This window comes from Streptomyces sp. NPDC006872 (assembly GCF_040635845.1).
Taxonomy (GTDB): domain Bacteria; phylum Actinomycetota; class Actinomycetes; order Streptomycetales; family Streptomycetaceae; genus Streptomyces.
The window spans coordinates 272,870-289,993 of record NZ_JBEYIL010000009.1 but is presented as its reverse complement, the minus strand read 5'-3'; the positions used below and the strand labels follow the sequence as shown (position 1 = coordinate 289,993).

17 protein-coding genes are annotated in these 17,124 nt (G+C 67.8%); 7 read left to right on the top strand and 10 right to left on the bottom strand.

Annotated features, from left to right (window positions below):
• The first annotated feature begins 158 nt into the window (after positions 1 to 158).
• Positions 159 to 944 carry a hypothetical protein gene (locus ABZ725_RS27225; protein ID WP_358805179.1) on the top strand — a complete coding sequence of 262 codons (786 nt, stop codon included), beginning with the start codon at positions 159 to 161 and terminating at the stop codon, positions 942 to 944.
• A gap of 211 nt (positions 945 to 1,155) precedes the next feature.
• Here the strand turns inward: ABZ725_RS27225 and ABZ725_RS27220 are convergent, their stop codons facing one another.
• Together ABZ725_RS27220 and ABZ725_RS27215 are read right to left on the bottom strand one after the other, a co-directional pair.
• The gene (locus ABZ725_RS27220; RefSeq protein WP_358805178.1) at positions 1,156 to 1,356 is read right to left on the bottom strand and encodes a DUF397 domain-containing protein; all 201 of its coding nucleotides are present in this window, start codon (positions 1,354 to 1,356) and stop codon (positions 1,156 to 1,158) included.
• The gene (locus ABZ725_RS27215) at positions 1,356 to 2,201 is read right to left on the bottom strand and encodes a helix-turn-helix transcriptional regulator (RefSeq protein ID WP_358805177.1); all 846 of its coding nucleotides are present in this window, start codon (positions 2,199 to 2,201) and stop codon (positions 1,356 to 1,358) included. Before ABZ725_RS27215 ends, ABZ725_RS27220 begins: the two co-directional genes overlap by 1 nt.
• Positions 2,202 to 2,405: 204 nt before the next feature.
• Here ABZ725_RS27215 and ABZ725_RS27210 point away from each other — a divergent pair, with 204 nt between their 5' ends.
• The gene (locus ABZ725_RS27210; protein WP_358805310.1) at positions 2,406 to 3,065 is read left to right on the top strand and encodes an ATP-binding protein; all 660 of its coding nucleotides are present in this window, start codon (positions 2,406 to 2,408) and stop codon (positions 3,063 to 3,065) included.
• Between the two features lie 13 nt (positions 3,066 to 3,078).
• Here the strand turns inward: ABZ725_RS27210 and ABZ725_RS27205 are convergent, their stop codons facing one another.
• On the bottom strand, positions 3,079 to 6,156 hold the full coding sequence (locus ABZ725_RS27205; protein ID WP_358805309.1) for a DUF3427 domain-containing protein: 3,078 nt from the start codon (positions 6,154 to 6,156) through the stop codon (positions 3,079 to 3,081).
• A gap of 166 nt (positions 6,157 to 6,322) precedes the next feature.
• On the opposite strand from ABZ725_RS27205, the gene ABZ725_RS27200 reads away from it, so the two are divergent.
• Entirely contained in the window at positions 6,323 to 7,099 is a 777-nt protein-coding gene (locus ABZ725_RS27200; RefSeq protein WP_358805176.1) for an SDR family oxidoreductase, read from the top strand.
• 39 nt (positions 7,100 to 7,138) lie between these two features.
• On the opposite strand, the gene ABZ725_RS27195 is transcribed toward ABZ725_RS27200, so the two are convergent.
• From ABZ725_RS27195 to ABZ725_RS27180, 4 genes are all read right to left on the bottom strand, one after another.
• Complete coding sequence (locus ABZ725_RS27195; RefSeq protein WP_358805175.1) at positions 7,139 to 8,092, bottom strand: ricin-type beta-trefoil lectin domain protein; 954 nt, start codon at positions 8,090 to 8,092, stop codon at positions 7,139 to 7,141.
• 11 nt (positions 8,093 to 8,103) lie between these two features.
• A complete protein-coding gene (locus ABZ725_RS27190) occupies positions 8,104 to 8,586 on the bottom strand; it encodes a hypothetical protein (RefSeq protein ID WP_358805174.1) in 483 nt (160 codons plus the stop codon).
• A 166-nt stretch (positions 8,587 to 8,752) separates the two neighbouring features.
• Positions 8,753 to 9,763: an SEC-C domain-containing protein gene (locus ABZ725_RS27185; RefSeq protein WP_358805173.1), complete on the bottom strand. Its 1,011-nt coding sequence runs from the start codon at positions 9,761 to 9,763 to the stop codon at positions 8,753 to 8,755.
• Between the two features lie 98 nt (positions 9,764 to 9,861).
• On the bottom strand, positions 9,862 to 11,337 hold the full coding sequence (locus ABZ725_RS27180) for a beta-1,6-galactanase (protein WP_358805172.1): 1,476 nt from the start codon (positions 11,335 to 11,337) through the stop codon (positions 9,862 to 9,864).
• Between the two features lie 235 nt (positions 11,338 to 11,572).
• Here ABZ725_RS27180 and ABZ725_RS27175 point away from each other — a divergent pair, with 235 nt between their 5' ends.
• Positions 11,573 to 12,361: a class E sortase gene (locus ABZ725_RS27175; RefSeq protein WP_358805171.1), complete on the top strand. Its 789-nt coding sequence runs from the start codon at positions 11,573 to 11,575 to the stop codon at positions 12,359 to 12,361.
• Positions 12,362 to 12,428: 67 nt separating this feature from the next.
• Here the strand turns inward: ABZ725_RS27175 and ABZ725_RS27170 are convergent, their stop codons facing one another.
• The 3 genes from ABZ725_RS27170 to ABZ725_RS27160 all read right to left on the bottom strand — a co-directional run bounded on the left by ABZ725_RS27170 (position 12,429) and on the right by ABZ725_RS27160 (position 15,233).
• Positions 12,429 to 12,812, bottom strand: a complete 384-nt coding sequence (locus ABZ725_RS27170) for a GntR family transcriptional regulator (RefSeq protein WP_351911711.1) — start codon at positions 12,810 to 12,812, stop codon at positions 12,429 to 12,431.
• Positions 12,805 to 13,560: a hypothetical protein gene (locus tag ABZ725_RS27165; RefSeq protein ID WP_358805170.1), complete on the bottom strand. Its 756-nt coding sequence runs from the start codon at positions 13,558 to 13,560 to the stop codon at positions 12,805 to 12,807. The genes ABZ725_RS27170 and ABZ725_RS27165 overlap by 8 nt, the downstream gene beginning before the upstream one ends.
• Positions 13,561 to 13,775: 215 nt before the next feature.
• Positions 13,776 to 15,233: an MFS transporter gene (locus ABZ725_RS27160; RefSeq protein ID WP_358805169.1), complete on the bottom strand. Its 1,458-nt coding sequence runs from the start codon at positions 15,231 to 15,233 to the stop codon at positions 13,776 to 13,778.
• 69 nt (positions 15,234 to 15,302) lie between these two features.
• Here ABZ725_RS27160 and ABZ725_RS27155 point away from each other — a divergent pair, with 69 nt between their 5' ends.
• From ABZ725_RS27155 to ABZ725_RS27145, 3 genes are all read left to right on the top strand, one after another.
• Complete coding sequence (locus ABZ725_RS27155) at positions 15,303 to 15,839, top strand: helix-turn-helix domain-containing protein (protein ID WP_351911708.1); 537 nt, start codon at positions 15,303 to 15,305, stop codon at positions 15,837 to 15,839.
• Between the two features lie 122 nt (positions 15,840 to 15,961).
• Positions 15,962 to 16,273 (top strand): DUF6412 domain-containing protein, encoded by a 312-nt coding sequence (locus ABZ725_RS27150; protein ID WP_351911707.1) that lies wholly within the window; start codon positions 15,962 to 15,964, stop codon positions 16,271 to 16,273.
• A gap of 109 nt (positions 16,274 to 16,382) precedes the next feature.
• The gene (locus ABZ725_RS27145; protein ID WP_358805168.1) at positions 16,383 to 17,084 is read left to right on the top strand and encodes a YidC/Oxa1 family membrane protein insertase; all 702 of its coding nucleotides are present in this window, start codon (positions 16,383 to 16,385) and stop codon (positions 17,082 to 17,084) included.
• The last annotated feature ends 40 nt before the right edge of the window (positions 17,085 to 17,124 follow it).

The window sequence follows — 17,124 nt, the reverse complement described above, 5'->3', positions numbered from 1 at the left end:
CCTACCTCCGCCTCGCTGTGAGTGGGGTGAGAACTCGCCAGACTAGGGGGCAACCCGTCCTTGGGGGCGCGTCATGCTCAGGCTAGGTCGCTAGCCCCCGCCGACTGCTACATTCAGCGTTCAAGCACAGTCGGCAAGCACGACCTCGGGCAGGGGACATGAGCTTTTCGAACGAGAACACCGCCGCGCACCACTTGTACGCGCTGATAGCGCGTGTCCGCTCATCAACGGAGGGGAATGTTTCCTCGGCCTGGTCTGAAGTCCTTGGTGCCGAGTGGGGCAGTCATGAGTTCGCCCGCCGACATTCCGAAGTTGTGACTCTTCTGCAAATGACAATTCGCCAGGTGAGTGCGCTTCCGGAGAGGGCGCGTATTCGGTGTGAGCGTCATGTTGGCGCCTGGTGGGTTGCGGTCATGCAGCCGGCGATTAATTGGATGGACGAGTCTCGTGCGCTCCAATCAATCATCGATGACGATAAGTTGGATCACCTGGAATTTACAGCAGATCTGATATCCGGAAATCTTGGGGGGTCCGATGCGGCGCCCCGCAGTGCGGACTTGAGTGAGATGGTCGATCGCTGTAATGAGTGGATCGAGCTACTTACATCCATGGATGAAAGGGAAATCGATGGCCCTGTAAGGGATCAGCTGATTTCTCAACTCCGCCACCTGATCTGGCTGATTAATAACGCTGGCCTTTTTGGTGGAGCAAGAGTGGCAGAGGAGGCGAGCACTGTTATCGGCTCTCTGGCTCAGACTGGCGCCTCTTTGGTCAATGTTCGCGAAGAGAACGCAAGCCGCTGGAAAAAGGCCTTGTTGGCGTTGGTGGCGGCGTGCGTTGTTTTTAATCAGGCGTCGCCGATCCTGCAAGAGTCGCTTACTGTGGGTGAAAGCCTCGTCAGGGAAATTGCTTCAGTTGTTGAAGATTTCCAGGAAGAAGGATGACCGGGGATTCCGCTTCTTGAGTAGGGCGCCTGTTCTGGCTTGTTCCGGAGGAGCCCCACGACGAGGTAGGTCGGGGCGTGGACGAGCGAACTGCAGGGCCTTGTCCAACATCCACCTCTGTGCCTCTCAAGTTCGGCGTGAGGTTTGCGGGCCCGACTCGGGGGACCCGGCGTGGGCTGAGGCCGCGTGCGCCCTCCCCGGGCTGGCCTCGTCAGTTGTCCAGGTCTCCCCGCCGGAGCGCGTCCACAAAGAAGTCCCAAGCCTGATGCCGGATAACTACGGCAGGTCCGCTCTCCTGCTTGGAATCACGTACAAGAGTGCAACTCTCGCCTAGCGCACACTCCACGCACTCGGTCCCGCTGCCGCCGCTGTAGGTGGACTTGAACCACTGGTCCGTCGAGGGCGAGGTCATCAGGGCTCCTTGCTTATGCGATCGACAATCTCAGCTGAAGATTCCAGATCGAGTGCCTGTGCACTGAGGTATTCGAACGCCAGCCTATAGCGCTCAAGTTCTTGCGGCTTCTCCATGAAGAGCCCACCGCCGATCAGGTCCACGTAGACCACGTCCAGCTCACGGGTCGGGCCCCGAAGGACAGCGAAGCTGCCAACGGCGGCTGCGTGAGCCCCATTTGAGAAGGGCAGCACCTGGACCGTCACATGGGGGCGTTGGGACACCGTGAGCAGATGGCGTAGTTGTTCTTGCATGACATCAGTGCCACCCACTCGGCGTCGTAGTGCCGCCTCATCAATCACGCACCAGAGGTGGGGCGGCTCCTTGCGATCGAGTAGTTCCTGCCTCTTCATACGAATGTCGACCATGTGCTGGACCTCCCGTTCTGAGCACTGCACCTCTGAGGCCCGGTGTACGGCCTCGGCGTAGGCGCGTGTCTGGAGGAGTCCAGGGATGTACATGCAGGCGTAGTGGTCCTCGCGGACGACCTCATCCTCAAGCGTCAGCATGAGATTCATGGACTCGGGGATGGGGTCGGCGAGTGAGCGCCACCAACCCTGGATCCTGGCTCCCTTGGCGAGTTCGACCAGGGCGAGCCGCTCTTCGTCGGAAGCGTCGTATTCGCGGCACAGGGCGTCGACCGCTGGCCATTTGACGGTGCCCTCTTTGGTCTCGTAGCGACTCAGAGTCGCCTTGGAGATGCCCACGTGTGCGCCGGCCTCTTCCAGGGTGAGGCCTCTGGCCTCACGAAGGCGGCGCAGATCCGCGCCGAGTTGGCGCCTGCGGGTGGTGGGTCCGACTGCCATGTTCTAGGCCCTTCGTGTTGATCCGTTCGATCGTGCGGGTCTGTGGTGCGCGAGGACAAGACAGCGTGCGCCGGGGGCGTGCTCACCGGCCTCGCGCTCCTCTTGATCCGTCATGAGAGTTCCATTTTGAGAGTTCCAATGCAACTCTCAGTATGTTCTCAGTTGCACGCAGCAACTGAAGCCCTGCGGGAGGGACTTGCCGTGATGCACAACGACCTGCGCACGCACAGGAAGCCGTGGAGCCTCGACTTCGTGGCGGAGGCCGAGGAGATGGCCGCCCTCCGCCGGTTGATGCGCCTTCACTTGAACCTGTGGGGGCTGCCCGAAGTAGTCGACGACGCTCAACTCTGCGTGACTGAGTTGGTTTCCAACGTCATCGCGCACGTGGGCACAGGGACGCCGACCACTCTCGCGGTCTCCATGAACGGTGCTCACCTGCGGATCGAGATCCAAGACCCTGACACCCGTGCCCTCCCCACCTTGCTCCAGTCGGGAGTCGACTCCGAGGGCGGTCGAGGCATGGCCCTCGTCGACGCCACTGCCGTGCGCTGGGGCGTTGAACTTCACGGCAATCGGAAAGTGACGTGGTGCGAGTTGGCGCCGGAGTGGGACTTGCCCGTCTCGACGCGTAACAGCCCGCGCTCGAGTAGAGCCGAAGGGCTGTTGGAGCTCTACAGGGCAGAGGTGGCGTCGGGCGTGGCGATTGCTGGCTCTCATCGACTGAGCTTGGCCCGCGCGGAGGAAGCGGCGATTGCCATCATCACCGACCTCCTCCTCTGGCTTCACGAGCGCGGCCGCGACGCCGACGAGCTTCTGGACCGAGCCCAGAGACACTTTGAGGCAGAAGCTCACACGTCTGCCTAGCCAGAGGGCAGGGTCAGCTTGTGATTGAGGCGTACGAGCTCACATCGGCAGGAAGTTCTTGGTCTAGATCCCACGTGATCGCCATGGGTTTGCTGCCGGTGTGCCCCGCGTATGCGGCCGGTCCAAGGAGCATCCATGGCTCGGCCTTGCCGATGCTGTTGCGCTTGTAGCGGCGCAGGAAGAGCAGGACGTGGCTCCCCTGCTGGGCGTGTTGCTGGTACCGCAGACCAGTCGCAGAGTTTTCCGGAGTGGTGCTCTGAGACTCCCAGTGAAAGCGGGTCGGGCTGAGTGCGTAGTCCTTGTAGCGGACCGTGGGGGAGAAGTCGCGCTCGCTCTTCTCCAAGGTGATCAGAAGAGCGTCGGTCTTGAACTCCTCCACCCAACGCACTCCTTGTCCGAAGTCTCGCGGCATCTGGCCGCCCAGTTGGGCAACTCCCAGTGCCGAGAGGATCTCGGAGCGGTTGTAGGAGCTGTGGATCTTCAAGGGGATGCGGGACAACGGACCTTCCAGCGGGAGGGGGAAGTGGTCAGCCTCTTCAAGGGCGTACGACAGGACCTGCTGGAGTTCATCACGCAACACCGGCTGGGCGCGCAGCGATTCAAGGCCATTGCGATAGCTGGAGAAACCGCCCGCGTTGTCCCACAAGTTGAAGAAGAGCATGCGGGCGTACGCCTGCTCCCGCACCGACAGAGAGTCGTAGTCGGGGGCGTCGTCTGCGAGCAGCCGTAGATATGCGTGGATTCGGTCCGGGTCGTCGACGTGCAGGAAGGCGTGGACGCGCTTGAGGAGGTCAGCCTCACCCGAGGGCGCCTCCTCGCGGAGGAAGCCCGCCTTACGCAGCACCTTGGTCCAGGAGTTGTCGCTCTTGTAGAGCTCCTGGATATCGCGTCGGCTCTCGCGAAGGTAGTCGGCCAGCCTCGGGGTGCTGTAGTCCCTCACCTCTTTAGCCAACGTAGTGATGGTGGCCTTGAGCTGAGTGCGGATGTTGTCGAGGACCAGATCCTTCGACTTGCCCTCCAGGATGATCTGGCAGCCGGACGGCAACTGCGGGAAGCCCTGCTCAATGCTGTCGACGAGGCGGTTGCGCGAGAGGTTGGTCAGAGCCCGGAACTGCTCTTCGAATCGGAACTCGGCTCGGTGCTGACCGATGAAGTCGAGCACGGTCAGGACAGGCTTGTTCGGAGTACGGCGCAGACCACGCCCGAGCTGCTGGAGGAAGACGGTCGCGCTGTTGGTGGGGCGCAGAAGCAGAAGCGTGTCGACGTCGGGGATGTCCAGACCTTCGTTGAACAGGTCAACGGAGAAGATCACCTGGATGCGACCCGCTTTGAGATCGTCAAGCGTCTGTTGGCGCACCTCGGGCCTGGAGTCACTGTCGAGAGCCGCCGCTTGGAATCCCGCTCGACGGAAACACTCCGCCATGAAGTGCGCATGGTCCTTGGTTACGCAGAATCCCAGCGCGCGCATTGCTGCGGGGGCTGAGATCTTGTCCTCGACCTGCTTGATGACGATGCGTGCCCGAGCCTCGTCAGCCGTGTAGAGGCGGCCAAGCTGATCCCTGTCATAGACGCCCGAACGCCAGTCGAGGCGGGTCAGATCCGTGCCGTCTGGCAGTCCGAAGTAGTGGAAGGGGCAGAGCAGATCGTTTTCTAGGGCCTCCCAGAGCCTTAGCTCGGCGGCGATCCGACCATTGAAAAACTCGTCCTGCACATTGCGCCCGTCCATCCGCTCCGGGGTGGCCGTGAGGCCCAGAAGCTCGGCCGGCTTGAAGTGCTCGATGACCCGTCTGTACGTCTCGGCGGTGGCGTGATGGAACTCGTCGATGACGATGACGTCGAAGTGCTCGGGGTCGAGTTGCTCCAGACGCTGGAGGTTGAGCGACTGGACGCTGGCGAAGACATGTGTCCAGTCGCGTGGTTCCTTGCCACTGTGGAGGAGCTCGCCGAAGGAGGCGTTGTCGAGCACCTCTCGGTAAGTCCGCAGGGACTGATTCAGGATCTCTTTGCGGTGGGCAACGAAGAGGAGATGGGGGAGTTCCCCGCCGCGTGCGTTGCGCATGCTTCGGTAGTCCAGTGCGGCCATGACGGTCTTGCCTGTCCCTGTTGCCGCAACGAGGAGATTCCGATTGCGGCCACGAACGTCGCGCTCAACGCGGAGGCGCTCCAACATGTCCTTCTGGTGCGGGAGGGGATGCACCTCAAGACCAGAGAGGCTGATCTTGATTTCTCCGGCAGGTCCGGTGCCGCCCGCCCGAGCGAGCGCCTCAGCGAGCCGCTCACCGTCGCGATCGGGGTCGTACGCTTCGAAGGCCGTGTCGGCCCAGTACGCGTCGAAGGTGGCCTCGAACTTGTCGAGCACCCTCGGAGTGGCGACCGAGGACAGTCGTACGTTCCACTCCAAGCCATCGAGCAAGGCAGCCTTCGACAGGTTGGAGCTGCCCACGTACGCCGTGTCGAAGCCCGTGTTACGGCGGAAGAGCCAGGCTTTGGCGTGCAGACGCGTTGATCTGATCTCGTAGTTGACCTTGACCTCTGCACCGAACTCGCGCACCAACCTGTCCAAGGCGTGGCGATCGGTAGCGCCGATGTAGGTGGTCGTGATGACCCGGATGGGGACGCCACGTTCCTTGGCCGCACGGAGCGAGTCCTCAAGAACTCTTATCCCGTACCACTTGACGAACGCGCAGAGCAGATCGATGCGGTCAGCGGTGGCGAGCTCTGCCCGCAACTCCGCACCCAAGCTCGGATCATCCGGCGCATTGGTGATCAGCGCTGTCTCGGACAGGGGAGTCAGGGGCCTGATGGCGTAGACGCCAGGAGCCTCCTGCTCGGCCAGCGCGAGGAGCTGGCGGGGACCATCGACGATGGCGGTTCCGGCCGAGTCCACGTCCGGATCCGGCGCGGAGCTGACCAGGGACTGCATGATCTGGTTGGCCGCGGCCACTTGCTTGTCATGAGGTAGCTGACTCAACCGCCGCCCCACGGCTTCGCCGATGTACCGCGCCAGCACATGCGGCGAGGACTCGGCGCTGACCTCAGCGTGGATCGGCTTCCAACCGGAGGCATTCAGCTGCTCGATCTGTGCCTGCATGCCTTCGGTGATGAGCTCTTCGTACACACCCGGGACAGGTTGTGACAGATCCCCTGGCTGACCCACGCTGGTCCCCCTCGATCGCTTGTTGCGCCATGAACAGTTTTAACAGGGGGCACTGACACAAGAGGGCTGATCGCCACCTTGCGAAGCTAGGTTGTCCGCCATGACTCGCGCCACCGAAAGCGACCAGCCCTCCCGCCCCCTCACCGGCAAGGTCGTGGTAATAACCGGCGCCGCCCGAGGCCAAGGCGCAGCCGAAGCCGAGGCCCTCGCTCAGGCCGGTGCCAAGGTGATCGCCACTGACGTCCGCCCGGAAGGCGACTGTCGGCGGCTCGACGTCGCCAGTGAGGACGACTGGGCCGGGCTTGCCGCTGAGCTTCGGGAGACGTACGGGCACATTCACGGGCTGGTCAACAACGCGGGCGTCATTCATCGGGCCCGGCTCGGGGAGGTGCGGGCTGAGGATTTCGGGCGAGTGCACGCGGTGAACACCGCCGGGCCGCTGTTGGGTATTCAGTACCTCTCGCCGCTGATGCCGCCGGGGTCGTCCATCGTCAATGTGGGGTCGTCCACCGCGTACACCGGCTACTACCCGGTCGCCTATACCGCCAGCAAGTGGGCGCTGCGGGGCGTCTCGAAGATCGCGGCCACGGAGTTGGGGCCGAGAGGGATCCGGGTCAACACCGTGCACCCCGGCTACATCGAGACGGAGATGACCGCTGCCGCGACCCCGGCTTTCCGCGAGACGACCATCCGGGAGACGCCTCTCGGTCGCAGCGGCACCGTCGACGACGTCGCGCCCCTCATCGTCTTCCTGCTCTCCGACGCGTCCTCCTTCATCACGGGAGCGGAGATTCCCGTCGACGGGGGTTTCAGCGCACATGGCGGCGTCAAGTCCATCTCGGATGCGATGCGGCCTGACGGGCCGAGCGTCGGCTGAGCAGGGCCTCGGTGAAGGGCACGCAGGCGTGAAGCACGGTCAGCCACCCCCAGCCGTCCCGCCCGTCCTCCACAGTTGCTCGGGCTCGCCGCTGTCACACGTGGTCACCATTACCTGCTTCGCGCCGCCGAAGGCGGGGGCGGCGATCACTAGGCAATGGCCGGTCGTCGTGTTCTTCAGGGTCTTGCCTGCTGAGGTGGTCGCCCCGAACTGCCATTGCACGTAGCCGGTTCCGCCGGGGCCGGCGCAGGCTTCCAGTTGGGCCGCGTAGTCGTTGTTGAACGGCGCCGACAGGCATTTGCCGCTTGCCTGGTTGACCAGTTCGAAGGTGCTGCCGCCGGTGGAGCGCAACGTCCATGTGTAGACGTCGCTGGAACTGCATGCGCCGAAGCCGAGGTAGACGTCGTCCTCGTCGCCGAAGACGCACTGGTCGTTGGAGGTGTTTCGGAGGGTCGACGCGGAAGCCGGGGAGAGGGCGGCGGCCTCGGACTTCTCGGAGGACGGGGTCCCGGTGTCACGGGTGCTCCCGGCATCCGTCTGTACCGGCTGGGCCACCGCCTCCGCGGAGTCGGTCGCGTGCGCGGCAGGCGCCGACGGGGAGCTGGTGGCGGACGGCGATCCGGAAGACGGTGCCGACGGCGACGTCGAGAGCGAGGGCGCCGGAGAGGTCCGGTCCGGGGCTGTCTGAGGGGGTGAGTCCCCTGAGTCCGGTAGGAGGGTGATGGCCGTGATCGTTCCGGCTGTCACCACGATGGGCACGATCAGCAGCCGCACACGCCGGGCACGTCGCTCCCGGATGTCGACGCGGTCCACGTGGCCGATTGCCACGCCTCCGTGGGAGGCGACGGCGGTGGTGCGGGTGGGAGTGGGGGTGGTGGGGGCGGCGGTGTGCGGGGCCTGGGCTTCACTGCTGGCGCTGGGCGCGCCGAAGCCCAGAACGTGCCGCAGTCGTCCCAGAAGCGCGCTGCGGGCGCCTCGCTGTGGACCTGCCAAGCCGGGGGCGGTCAGTCCTGGGCCGGCCCCGGCTGCGGAGGGTCCATGTGCATGCCGCCGTTCACCGTGACCGCGGCCATCGACCCATGGGTGGCCCTGACCGTCACATCGCCGCCGACGACCGCCACGCCACCGTCACCGGCGGAGGCGCCGGAGTTGGGGCCGTGTTGCTGGACGTGCTTGACCAGCGACCGCAGCTCCTCGGCGGCCTCGTCCCTTTCCTGCTCCGGGAGGTCCTGGAGAAGGTCCCGGAAACGTGTCGTCCAGGACCCGGACTCGTCGGCGCGTAGCTGTTCCAGCTCTCCCTGTGCGTCTCCGGCGGCTGCCTGGGCGAGGTCGGCGGCCGTCCGGTCGAGGCGCTGGAGCACCGCCTCTTCCCGTTGGCCGTCTCGGCCCAGGAGCCGGGCCACCGTCGTCCTGGTCTCGACCCAGGCGTCTGTTCCCGCCGCCGTCACCACTGCCGTTCCGCCCGAAACGGCAAGCGCGACCAACACATCCGACAACATCCAGAGCCCCCATGACCAGTTGAGTGACGGATCTTCAGCCAGGCCATTGAACCGTCAACGCCCCTCGTCGGTCGACGGATCGACGAATCCGGCGAATCCGGGTGAGGCGACGACTCCTCCCGCGCCGCCCTCCCGCGCCGCCCAGCCGCGCTGCCTAGGCTCCGTGGCAGCTCTCATAGGCCGACCCCGAACCACACCAACACCCAGCCCCCCGCTCCGGAGGCCAAGCCACCGCCCGCCCCCGCGCCGCCAGCGTCGTCGCGTACTGCGGCAGCAAGTCCGAGTCCCCCGGGGATGACCCCTCCGAGGCTGCGAAGGCCTCGTAGGACGGGACCGTGCCGGTCACGATGCCGAGGTTGCCCGTCCCTGAGGCCGCGAGCTCCCTCAGCGACGCCTCTATCGTCGTGAGGTGGGTCTCGTGGGAGAGGTACTCCGCCTCCAGCGTCGGGTACGCGGCCACCAGCTCCGCCAGTTCGCCCGTCGGCCAGTGCAGGACCGCCACCGGGAACGGCCGGGACAGTTCCTCCCGGTATGCGCCCAGTTCCGCACGCAGGCGGGAGATCTCCGCCTCCAGTTCCGCCGGGTTGTCCGAGCCCAGGGACCAGACGCGCTTGGGGTCGTGGAGCTCGTCCAGGGAGACGGGGGAGGAGTGGAGGGTGTCCGCGAGGACGTCCCAGTCGTCGTGGGCGGCGCCCAGCATGCGGCGTACGCGGTGGCGGCCGAAGAGGAGGGGGTGAGATGCGTGCGGGGGCTCCGCCCCGTTCGTGAGGAGTGCCGTCGTCCCCTCGGTGAACGTCTCCTGCGCCGCTTCCAGCTCGTCGTGGGATTCCAGCGACTCCGCGACGATCACCCAGGGGGCCGGGTCGCGGGGCGCCGCGGCGCGGATGCCGTCGATGATCGCTCGGGCCTCCGCCTCGTGGCCGTACTCCCACAGGTTCGAGGCCTTCAGGGCTCGGACCAGATGGACGTTGTCCAGCCCCTCGGGGGCGGACAGCAGACGGTCGTAGAGGGTCGTCGCGGCGGGGCGGTCGCCGGCCAGTTCCAGATGGGCCGCGGCCTGCAGCAGCAGGGCTTCCGCGTCCTCGGGATACAGGCCGGCGGTCCGCTCCAGGCGTGCCGCTTCGGTGGTGTGGTCGACGTTCTCGGCAGGCGTGTCGGGGCGCATGGGGGACACGGTAGCGCCGCCGGGTGACAAAGGAGAGATATCTGCAGGCCAGGGGAGCCGGGGCAGGCATCGGGCCTGCCTCAGCTCCCTCAGCCGAACTAGATCGTCACTCCGTCCACCTGGAGCGTCTGCACCGCGCCCGCCGCGAACGGCACGCTGATCGTCTTTCCGCTGAGGTAGGTGTCCGAGCGGGCCGTGTAGAGGTCGCCCGTTCCGCTCGTCACCGTGTTCCAGCGGGGGACCAGGCCGGACGAGCCGCCCGTCACCGTCGTGAAGCGGGAGAGGTCGAAGGTCAGGGTCTGGGCGGAGGACGAGGTGTTCGCCGCCACGATCACCAGGCGCTTCGCCGTCTTGTCGATCGCCGCCGCCGCGTAGCTCACGCCCGTGTCGAGGATCGTCATGCCGGGGCGGATGTGACGGCTGAACTGGGCCATCACGTAGTACTTCGTCGTGACCGCGCCCGCCGCCAGCGTGCTCGCGTCGTACGCGATCATCGCCCAGTTCGTCGACGGGTCCATGACCTGCCAGTAGACCCACGCCGTCGGGTGCAGCCAGCGGAAGTCGTAGAGCAGGTTGCTCGCCATCGACAGGCCCGTGCCGTCGTTGTCGCCGGTCTCGGAGTTCCACAACGCCTTGCCGGCCGTTGTCACCACGTCGGTGTAGAGCAGGTCTCGGCGGCCGCCCGAGCCCTGGTACCCGTGGACGTTGACCCGGTTCACATACCCCTTCGTCGTCGACGAGAAGGAGTTCCAGGTGGTGCGGGCGAGGTCGTAGTTCGTCTCGTCCGACGCCGAGATCTTCGTCGCCGTCAGGCCGCGCTTGTCCAACTCGCTGCGCATGTACGGCAGTACGGCCGACTGGACGGTCGCGTCCATATGGCAGCCCTCCTGCGTGCCGGTCGCCGTCCACCAGGACGACGACGGCTCGTTGAAGGGATCGACCGTCGCGAAGTTCACGCCCCAGTTGTTCTTGGCGTAGAGGGCCACGGCCGCCAGATGGGAGGCGTGCTGGCGGTAGTTCCAGGACTGGAGGTTGTTGCCGCCGTCCGACGCGCCGGACGGGTTGTGGTTCAGACACATCCACCACATGGGGGAGTTGGCGAAGAGCTCGGTCGTCGCACCGCGCGCCGTCGCCTTCTGGAGCATCGCGCGCTGGGCGGCGTCCGCCGTCCAGTCCCAGGCCGAGGACGTCGGGTCCTCGTTGTTCCAGTCCTGCCAGAAGCCCTCGATCTGCTTGAACCCGGGGATGTTGGCGGAGGCCACCATGCTGGAGCCGCTCACCGAGTTCCAGCTGCACGCGCCCAGGTTGTAGCGGGCGATGTTCAGGCCGAGGCCGGGGAGCGTCTTGCCGTTGTAGGACACCGAGTTGGTCGTGAAGAAGATGTCGGCGAAGTCGTCGCGGGCGCCGAAGACGTTCGCCCACCAGGCCAGGGAGGTGCCCCAGCCTTCCCAGGTTCCGTACGTCGTCGACGGGTTGACGGAGATCGTCGCGTCGGCGTGGGCTGTGCCTGCGGCTAGGGCGCTTCCGAACAGTGCACCGCCGGAGGCGGCCAGCAGTGTTCTACGTCGGATCATGGTCACTCCACTCCGAGTCGTGGCCGGTCCCGTTCGGCCGAATCGAAGCATCGGGCGTGACGCCTGGGGTTGTCGAGAGTTCTGACAGCCCTTTCTCCAACCTGTGGAGGAAGGGGGAGGGGTTGACTCCGCACCCGGTTCCGTATCTGGCTCCGCACCGGTTCGAGGGGGCGAACGGCCAGGTCGTACGGGTGCCGCTCTGGAGACCTCGTTCTCTTGCCCTTATCGTGCCCGCGTGCGCATTCCCCTCGTACAGCACAGCACCCGGCGACGGCGCGCCCGGTACCGGCGGGTGCTCTGGAGCGGTGCGGAACTCCTCGTCACCGCCGGGGTGTTGGTCCTGCTCCTCGTCGTCCATCAGCTGTGGTGGACCAACCGGGAGGCCAAGGACGGCGCCGAGCGGCGGGTCGAGGCGCTGGAACGGGAGTGGGAGGCAGCCCCCGACGCCGACACCGATACCGGCACCGACGGCAGTGGCGACAACGCCGGCGACAGCAAGAAAAACAGTGACAGCGATAGTGGCGGTGGCGGCGGCACGAGAGTCGACTCCGGTGGCGGCAGTCGGCAGTCGTCCCAGGCCTACGCCGTCCTCCGCATTCCCCGCCTCGACCTCCGGGTCCCCGTCGCCGAGGGCACCAGCAAGCAGAAGGTCCTCAACAAGGGGTACGTCGGCCACTACGCCGGCACCCAACAGCCGGGCCAGAACGGGAACTTCGCGGTCGCCGGACACCGCAACACGCACGGTGAGCCCTTCCGGTACCTCAACCGCCTCAAAAAGGGCGACAAGGTCGAGGTGGAGACCAGGAACGCGACCTACACCTACACCGTCGACGAGATCCTGCCGCAGACCTCACCCCGCGACTCGGGTGTCATCCGGCCCGTACCCCGTTCCCTCACCAAGCCCGCCTACGGCTACGACGCCCCCGGCCGCTACCTCACCCTCACCACCTGCACGCCCGAGTACACCTCGCGCTATCGGCTGGTGGTCTGGGGGGAACTGACCTCCACGAAGCCGAAGTCCTGAGCCGGTCTTTCCGGACAGCCGGTTTTCCCGGACAGCCGGTTTTCCCGGACGGCCGCTTTTCCCGGACCTATGACCGCTGCTCCAGAGCCTCTCGGACCGCGTTCAGGATGGTCTCGGTGCCGGCGCCCAGGGCGCGTGCCGCCGAGGTGAAGTCGCGGGCCAGGGTGGTGAGCCGGTCGGCGTCGGGGTGCTGGGGTTCGGCGGGGAGGGCCGCGACCCGGGTGCCCGCGCCCCGGCGGGTGCGGATCAGCTCGGCGGCCTCCAGTTCGCGGTAGGCGCGGGCCACCGTGCCCGGCGCCAGGCCCAGGTCGGCGGCCAACTGTCGTACGGTCGGCAGGCGTTCACCCTCCACCAGTCGGCCGGTGACGATCAGCGAGGCCAGCTGGGCGCGGATCTGCTCGTACGGCGGCACCTGGCTGGTGGTGTCGACGCGGACGGCGGGTTCACTCATCGTCCACGGCCCGGGGCGCGACGATGGTGAACAGGGACCACCCGAGGGCGAACAGGCTCAGCAGGCCGAGGGGGTAGATCACCAGGGCCGTGACGTTGCCCAGCATTCCGGCGCACTTCGAGTAGAACAGCACTCTCGCGATCATCCCGACGACGAGCAGCAGCTGGCTGGAGACCAGCAGTCCCCAGGCTCCGGTGATCGCCCAACTGCGGTCGTGGCGCTGCTGGTTGTCCCCGGGGCGGTGGGCGATTCGGCGCAGGGACCAGACGCAGGCGGCGGTGCCGAGGGTGAGGGAGACGAGGACCGGGGCGGCGTAGTAGAGGCCGGGCCACGGGCCGAGGTGTCTGGTCACGGTGGAGCAGGTGACGGCGAGGCTGCGGCCCGTCCGGCCGGACCTGTCGGGGGAGGCCGCGGCGGCCCCGATCGTCAGCAGGACGACGATGCAGGCCGTCTGGAAGACGAGCAGCGGGGCCATGCGGGGCGGTACGTGGTCCCGGACCCGGCGCGGGGCGAGACCGGCGGTGCGGACCGCTTCCTGCGGGGCGGGCGTGAGGGAGTCGCCGAGCAGGACCCCGCCGACGGCGCACAGACCGAAGGCGGTGACGGCGGAGACGAAGGGCATGGCGAGCTCGTCGCCGCCCATGGTGAGCAGTTGTTGGACGACCACGAAGCCCAGGGCGAGCCCGGCCCAGCGGGCGCAGAGGTCGGCACGGGCCAGGAGTCTTTCGGGCGAGACGGTGTCGAGCATGGCGGATCCCCCGGTGAGCACTTGTATCTCTTGTATCAAAGGGTGAGTACAAGATGCCGTGGGCGGGATCTTGTGTCAAACCCTTGATACAAGCTGGTTTCGCTCAAGCCGGTCGGGGTCCGTCGCGCCCCGCGTCACCCCCGCACCGGCGTAACCTCCGCCTCCGTGCCCCGCGTCACCCCGCACCGGCGTAACCTCCGCCTCCGCGCCCCGCGTCACCCCCGCCCCCGTACCGCCATCACTCCCACCGCGCCCAGCGTCGCCAGTCCCGCGGACACCGTCATCGCCAGGTCCGCGCCGTGGGCGAGGCCGCCGCCGGTGCCGGTCGCGATGGCGATCGTCAGGGCCACGCCCGCGCAGGAGCCGACGTAGCGCAGCGTCTGCTGGGCCCCCGAGCCCATGGCCGCCCGGGCCGTCGGCACCGACTCCACCGCCAGATGGGGCAGCGCGGCGTTCAGCAGGCCGCTGCCGATGCCCGCGAGGACGAGGCCCGGCAGCATCCGGCGCCAGGAACCCGCGTCCACCGCGCCGAGCAGGGTCAGCGTGCCCACCGCGTGCAGGGCGAAGCCGAGGGCGAGTTGGGTGCGCGGGGCGACGCGGCCGGCCAGCCGGCGGGCCTGGAGGGCGACGACGAAGGACAGGCCGGACCAGAGCAGGAACAGCCAGGCCGTGGCCATCGGGGACATGCCGAGCGTCCGCTGCAGCACGGTCGGCAGGAAGGTGAACAGGCCGATCACCGCCAGGCCGGTCACCAGCCCGCCGAGCGAGGAGGCGACGAAGTCCGCTCTGCGCAGCAGGCCCAGGTCGATCATCGGGGTCGCCGTCCGCCGCTCCACCAGCACGAACGCGGTCAGCAGCACCGCCGACGCCAGCAGCAACAGCCCCACCGGCGCCCGCAGCCAGCCGTCCCGGCCGAGGGTCAGCGCCGCGATCAGGGCGACCGTCGCCGCTCCGAAGGCGCTCGCGCCGAGCAGGTCCGGGCGGCCGCCGCGCGGGGAGCGGGACTCCGTCAGGACGCGGGAGGCGACGACGGCGACCAGCAGGGTGGCCGCGCCCAGCAGCCAGTAGACCAGCCGCCAGTCGGGCAGCGAGCCGCTGAGCGGCGGGCTCACCGCGATGCCCGCGCTGACGAACGCCCCCCACACCCCGGTCGCCCGCAGCCGGTCGCGCGGGGAGGGGAAGGCGTGCACCAGCAGGCCGAGGCTGCTCGCGAGCAGCGCCGCGCTGGACGCGCCCTGCGCGACCCGGGTCAGCGTGAACTGCAGGGTCGTCGTCGCGAGGCCGCCCAGCAGGGTGGTGAGGGCGAGGGCGAGCGTCCCCCATACGAACACCCGGCGGCGGCCGTGATCGTCGGCCAGGCTGCCCGCCACCAGCAGCACCGCGGCCAGTCCCAGCGGGGTGCCGTTCAGCAGCCAGGCCTGGGCCGACGGCGCGGTGTGCAGCTCGGCGGCGGTGTCCACGAGCGTGACCGCCGGGGCGGTGTAGGTCATCAGCGCGAGGGCGGTGGCCGCGCTGGTCACGGCGAGGGTGGCGCCGGGACGGGACGCGGGCGCCGGCTCGGCCCCTATGCCTTGCACGCCCCGCACGCCCCGCACGCCCCGCACGCCCTGCGCACCCCGCTCGGCCCGCGCGTCGCGCTCCGGAACCTTAGTTCGTTCAATGAACCCACTCATGCCACGGAAGGCTAGCACGGTAGGTTCGTTCATTGAACCTAAGGTCGGAAACTGGCTACAGTGGACGTCATGGCACTCGGCAAGGACTACGCGACACAGGAGTGCTCGATCGCTCGGGCACTGGAGATCGTCGGCGAGCGCTGGACGCTCCTCGTCGTCCGCGACGCGCTCTACGGCGTCCGGCGCTACAACGACTTCCTCGTCCACCTGGGCATCCCGCGCGCCGTCCTGGCCGCCCGCCTCCAGGCGCTGACCGCCGAGGGCATCCTCGAGAAGCGCCGGTACCAGCAGTCCCCGCCGCGCGACGAGTACGTCGTCACCGACCGCGGCACGGCCCTGTGGCCGACCCTGCGCTCGCTCGGACTGTGGGGCCGTCAGCACTTCGGCGAGGCCCAGCTGCGGATCTTCCGGCACGCGGACTGCGGCACCGAGCTCGGCCCGTACGGCGAATGTCCCGTCTGCGGAACTGTCGTACCGGTCCCGGACGTCCTCATGGTGCCGGGACCGGGGGCCGACCCCGACCCGGCGGATCCGGTCAGCCGCGCGCTGCTGAAGCCGAAGAAGCTCCTGGAGCCGCTCGATACGGGCCAGGCCGGTCAGGTATAACCGAGGACCGAGGAACCTAGGACTGGGGACCGAGGACTGGGGACCGAGGCAGCAGTCGGTTCTGCGCTGGATCCTGTAGGGGATTCCGTACTCGGTTCTGTGCTGGACGGAGGGGAGGGAACGTGACGCGCAGTCGGTTCGTGCCGCGCCCCGCCCTGCTCCTGTTCGTCCTCCTCGTGGACGTCCTGCTGCTGGACGCCGGCGGCCTCTCCGCCGCCGTCGCGCTCGCCGCGACCGCCGCCGCCGGTTCCGCGCTCGCCGTCTGCACGCTCGTCGCCGCGCGCAGCGCCCCCGCCGTCCCGCCCACCCGGGTGCGAACGGCCATCAGGGACCGGGCCAGGCGGACGGCCTTCCTGCCGCAACGCGACCCCGACGCCTCGGGCCGGCCCCGCCCCAGGGCCCCCGGCCACGCCCTCCCGACGACCGTCGCGTAGGGCACCCTCCGCCGGCTTGCCCGGCTCAACTCCGTGACCCCGCGCGGGTCGTCATGCCGCCACGAAGTCGACGTCCGGCACGACGAGACCCCCGGAGGGCTCCTCACCCATGTCCGTTTTCGCCAGTTTGGTCGAGCAGCTCGCCGACCTGCTCCAGCCCCTGTTCGGCGCCGCCGCCGCGGCCTCGGCGATCGTCCTGTTCACCGCACTCGTACGGCTCCTCGTCCACCCCCTGTCCCGGGCGGCCGCCCGCGGGCAGAAGGCCCGGACGGCGTTGCAGCCGAGGATCGCCGAACTGCGCAAGAAGCACGCCAAGAACCCCGAGAGGCTCCAGCGGGCCGTGCTGGAGCTGCATGCCGAGGAAAAGGTGTCGCCGCTGTCCGGACTGCTGCCCAGCCTCTGCCAGTTGCCCGCCTTCTTCCTCCTCTACCACCTCTTCTCCAGCTCCTCGATCGGCGGCGCGAGCAACGAACTGCTCAGCCACGAGCTGTTCGCCGCGCCCCTCGGCGACCGCTGGACGGACGCGCTGACCGGCGGCGGGATGTTCGGCGCGGCCGGGCTGGTCTACCTCGGGCTGTTCGCCGTCGTCGCGGCCGTCGCGTCCTTCAACTTCGTCCGGGCGAAGCGGACGCCGCTGCCCCAGCCCGCCGCCGGTCCGGACGTGCCCGGGCTCGGCACGGTCGCCAAGGTGATGCCGTTCCTGTCCTTCTTCACGCTGGTCACCGTGGCCGTCGTACCACTGGCCGCGGCGCTGTACGTGATCACCAGCACGACATGGAGCGCGATCGAACGGGCATTCCTGTACCGGTGACGGGACTGGCGAAGGGACCGGTTGCGGGACCGTTTGCGGG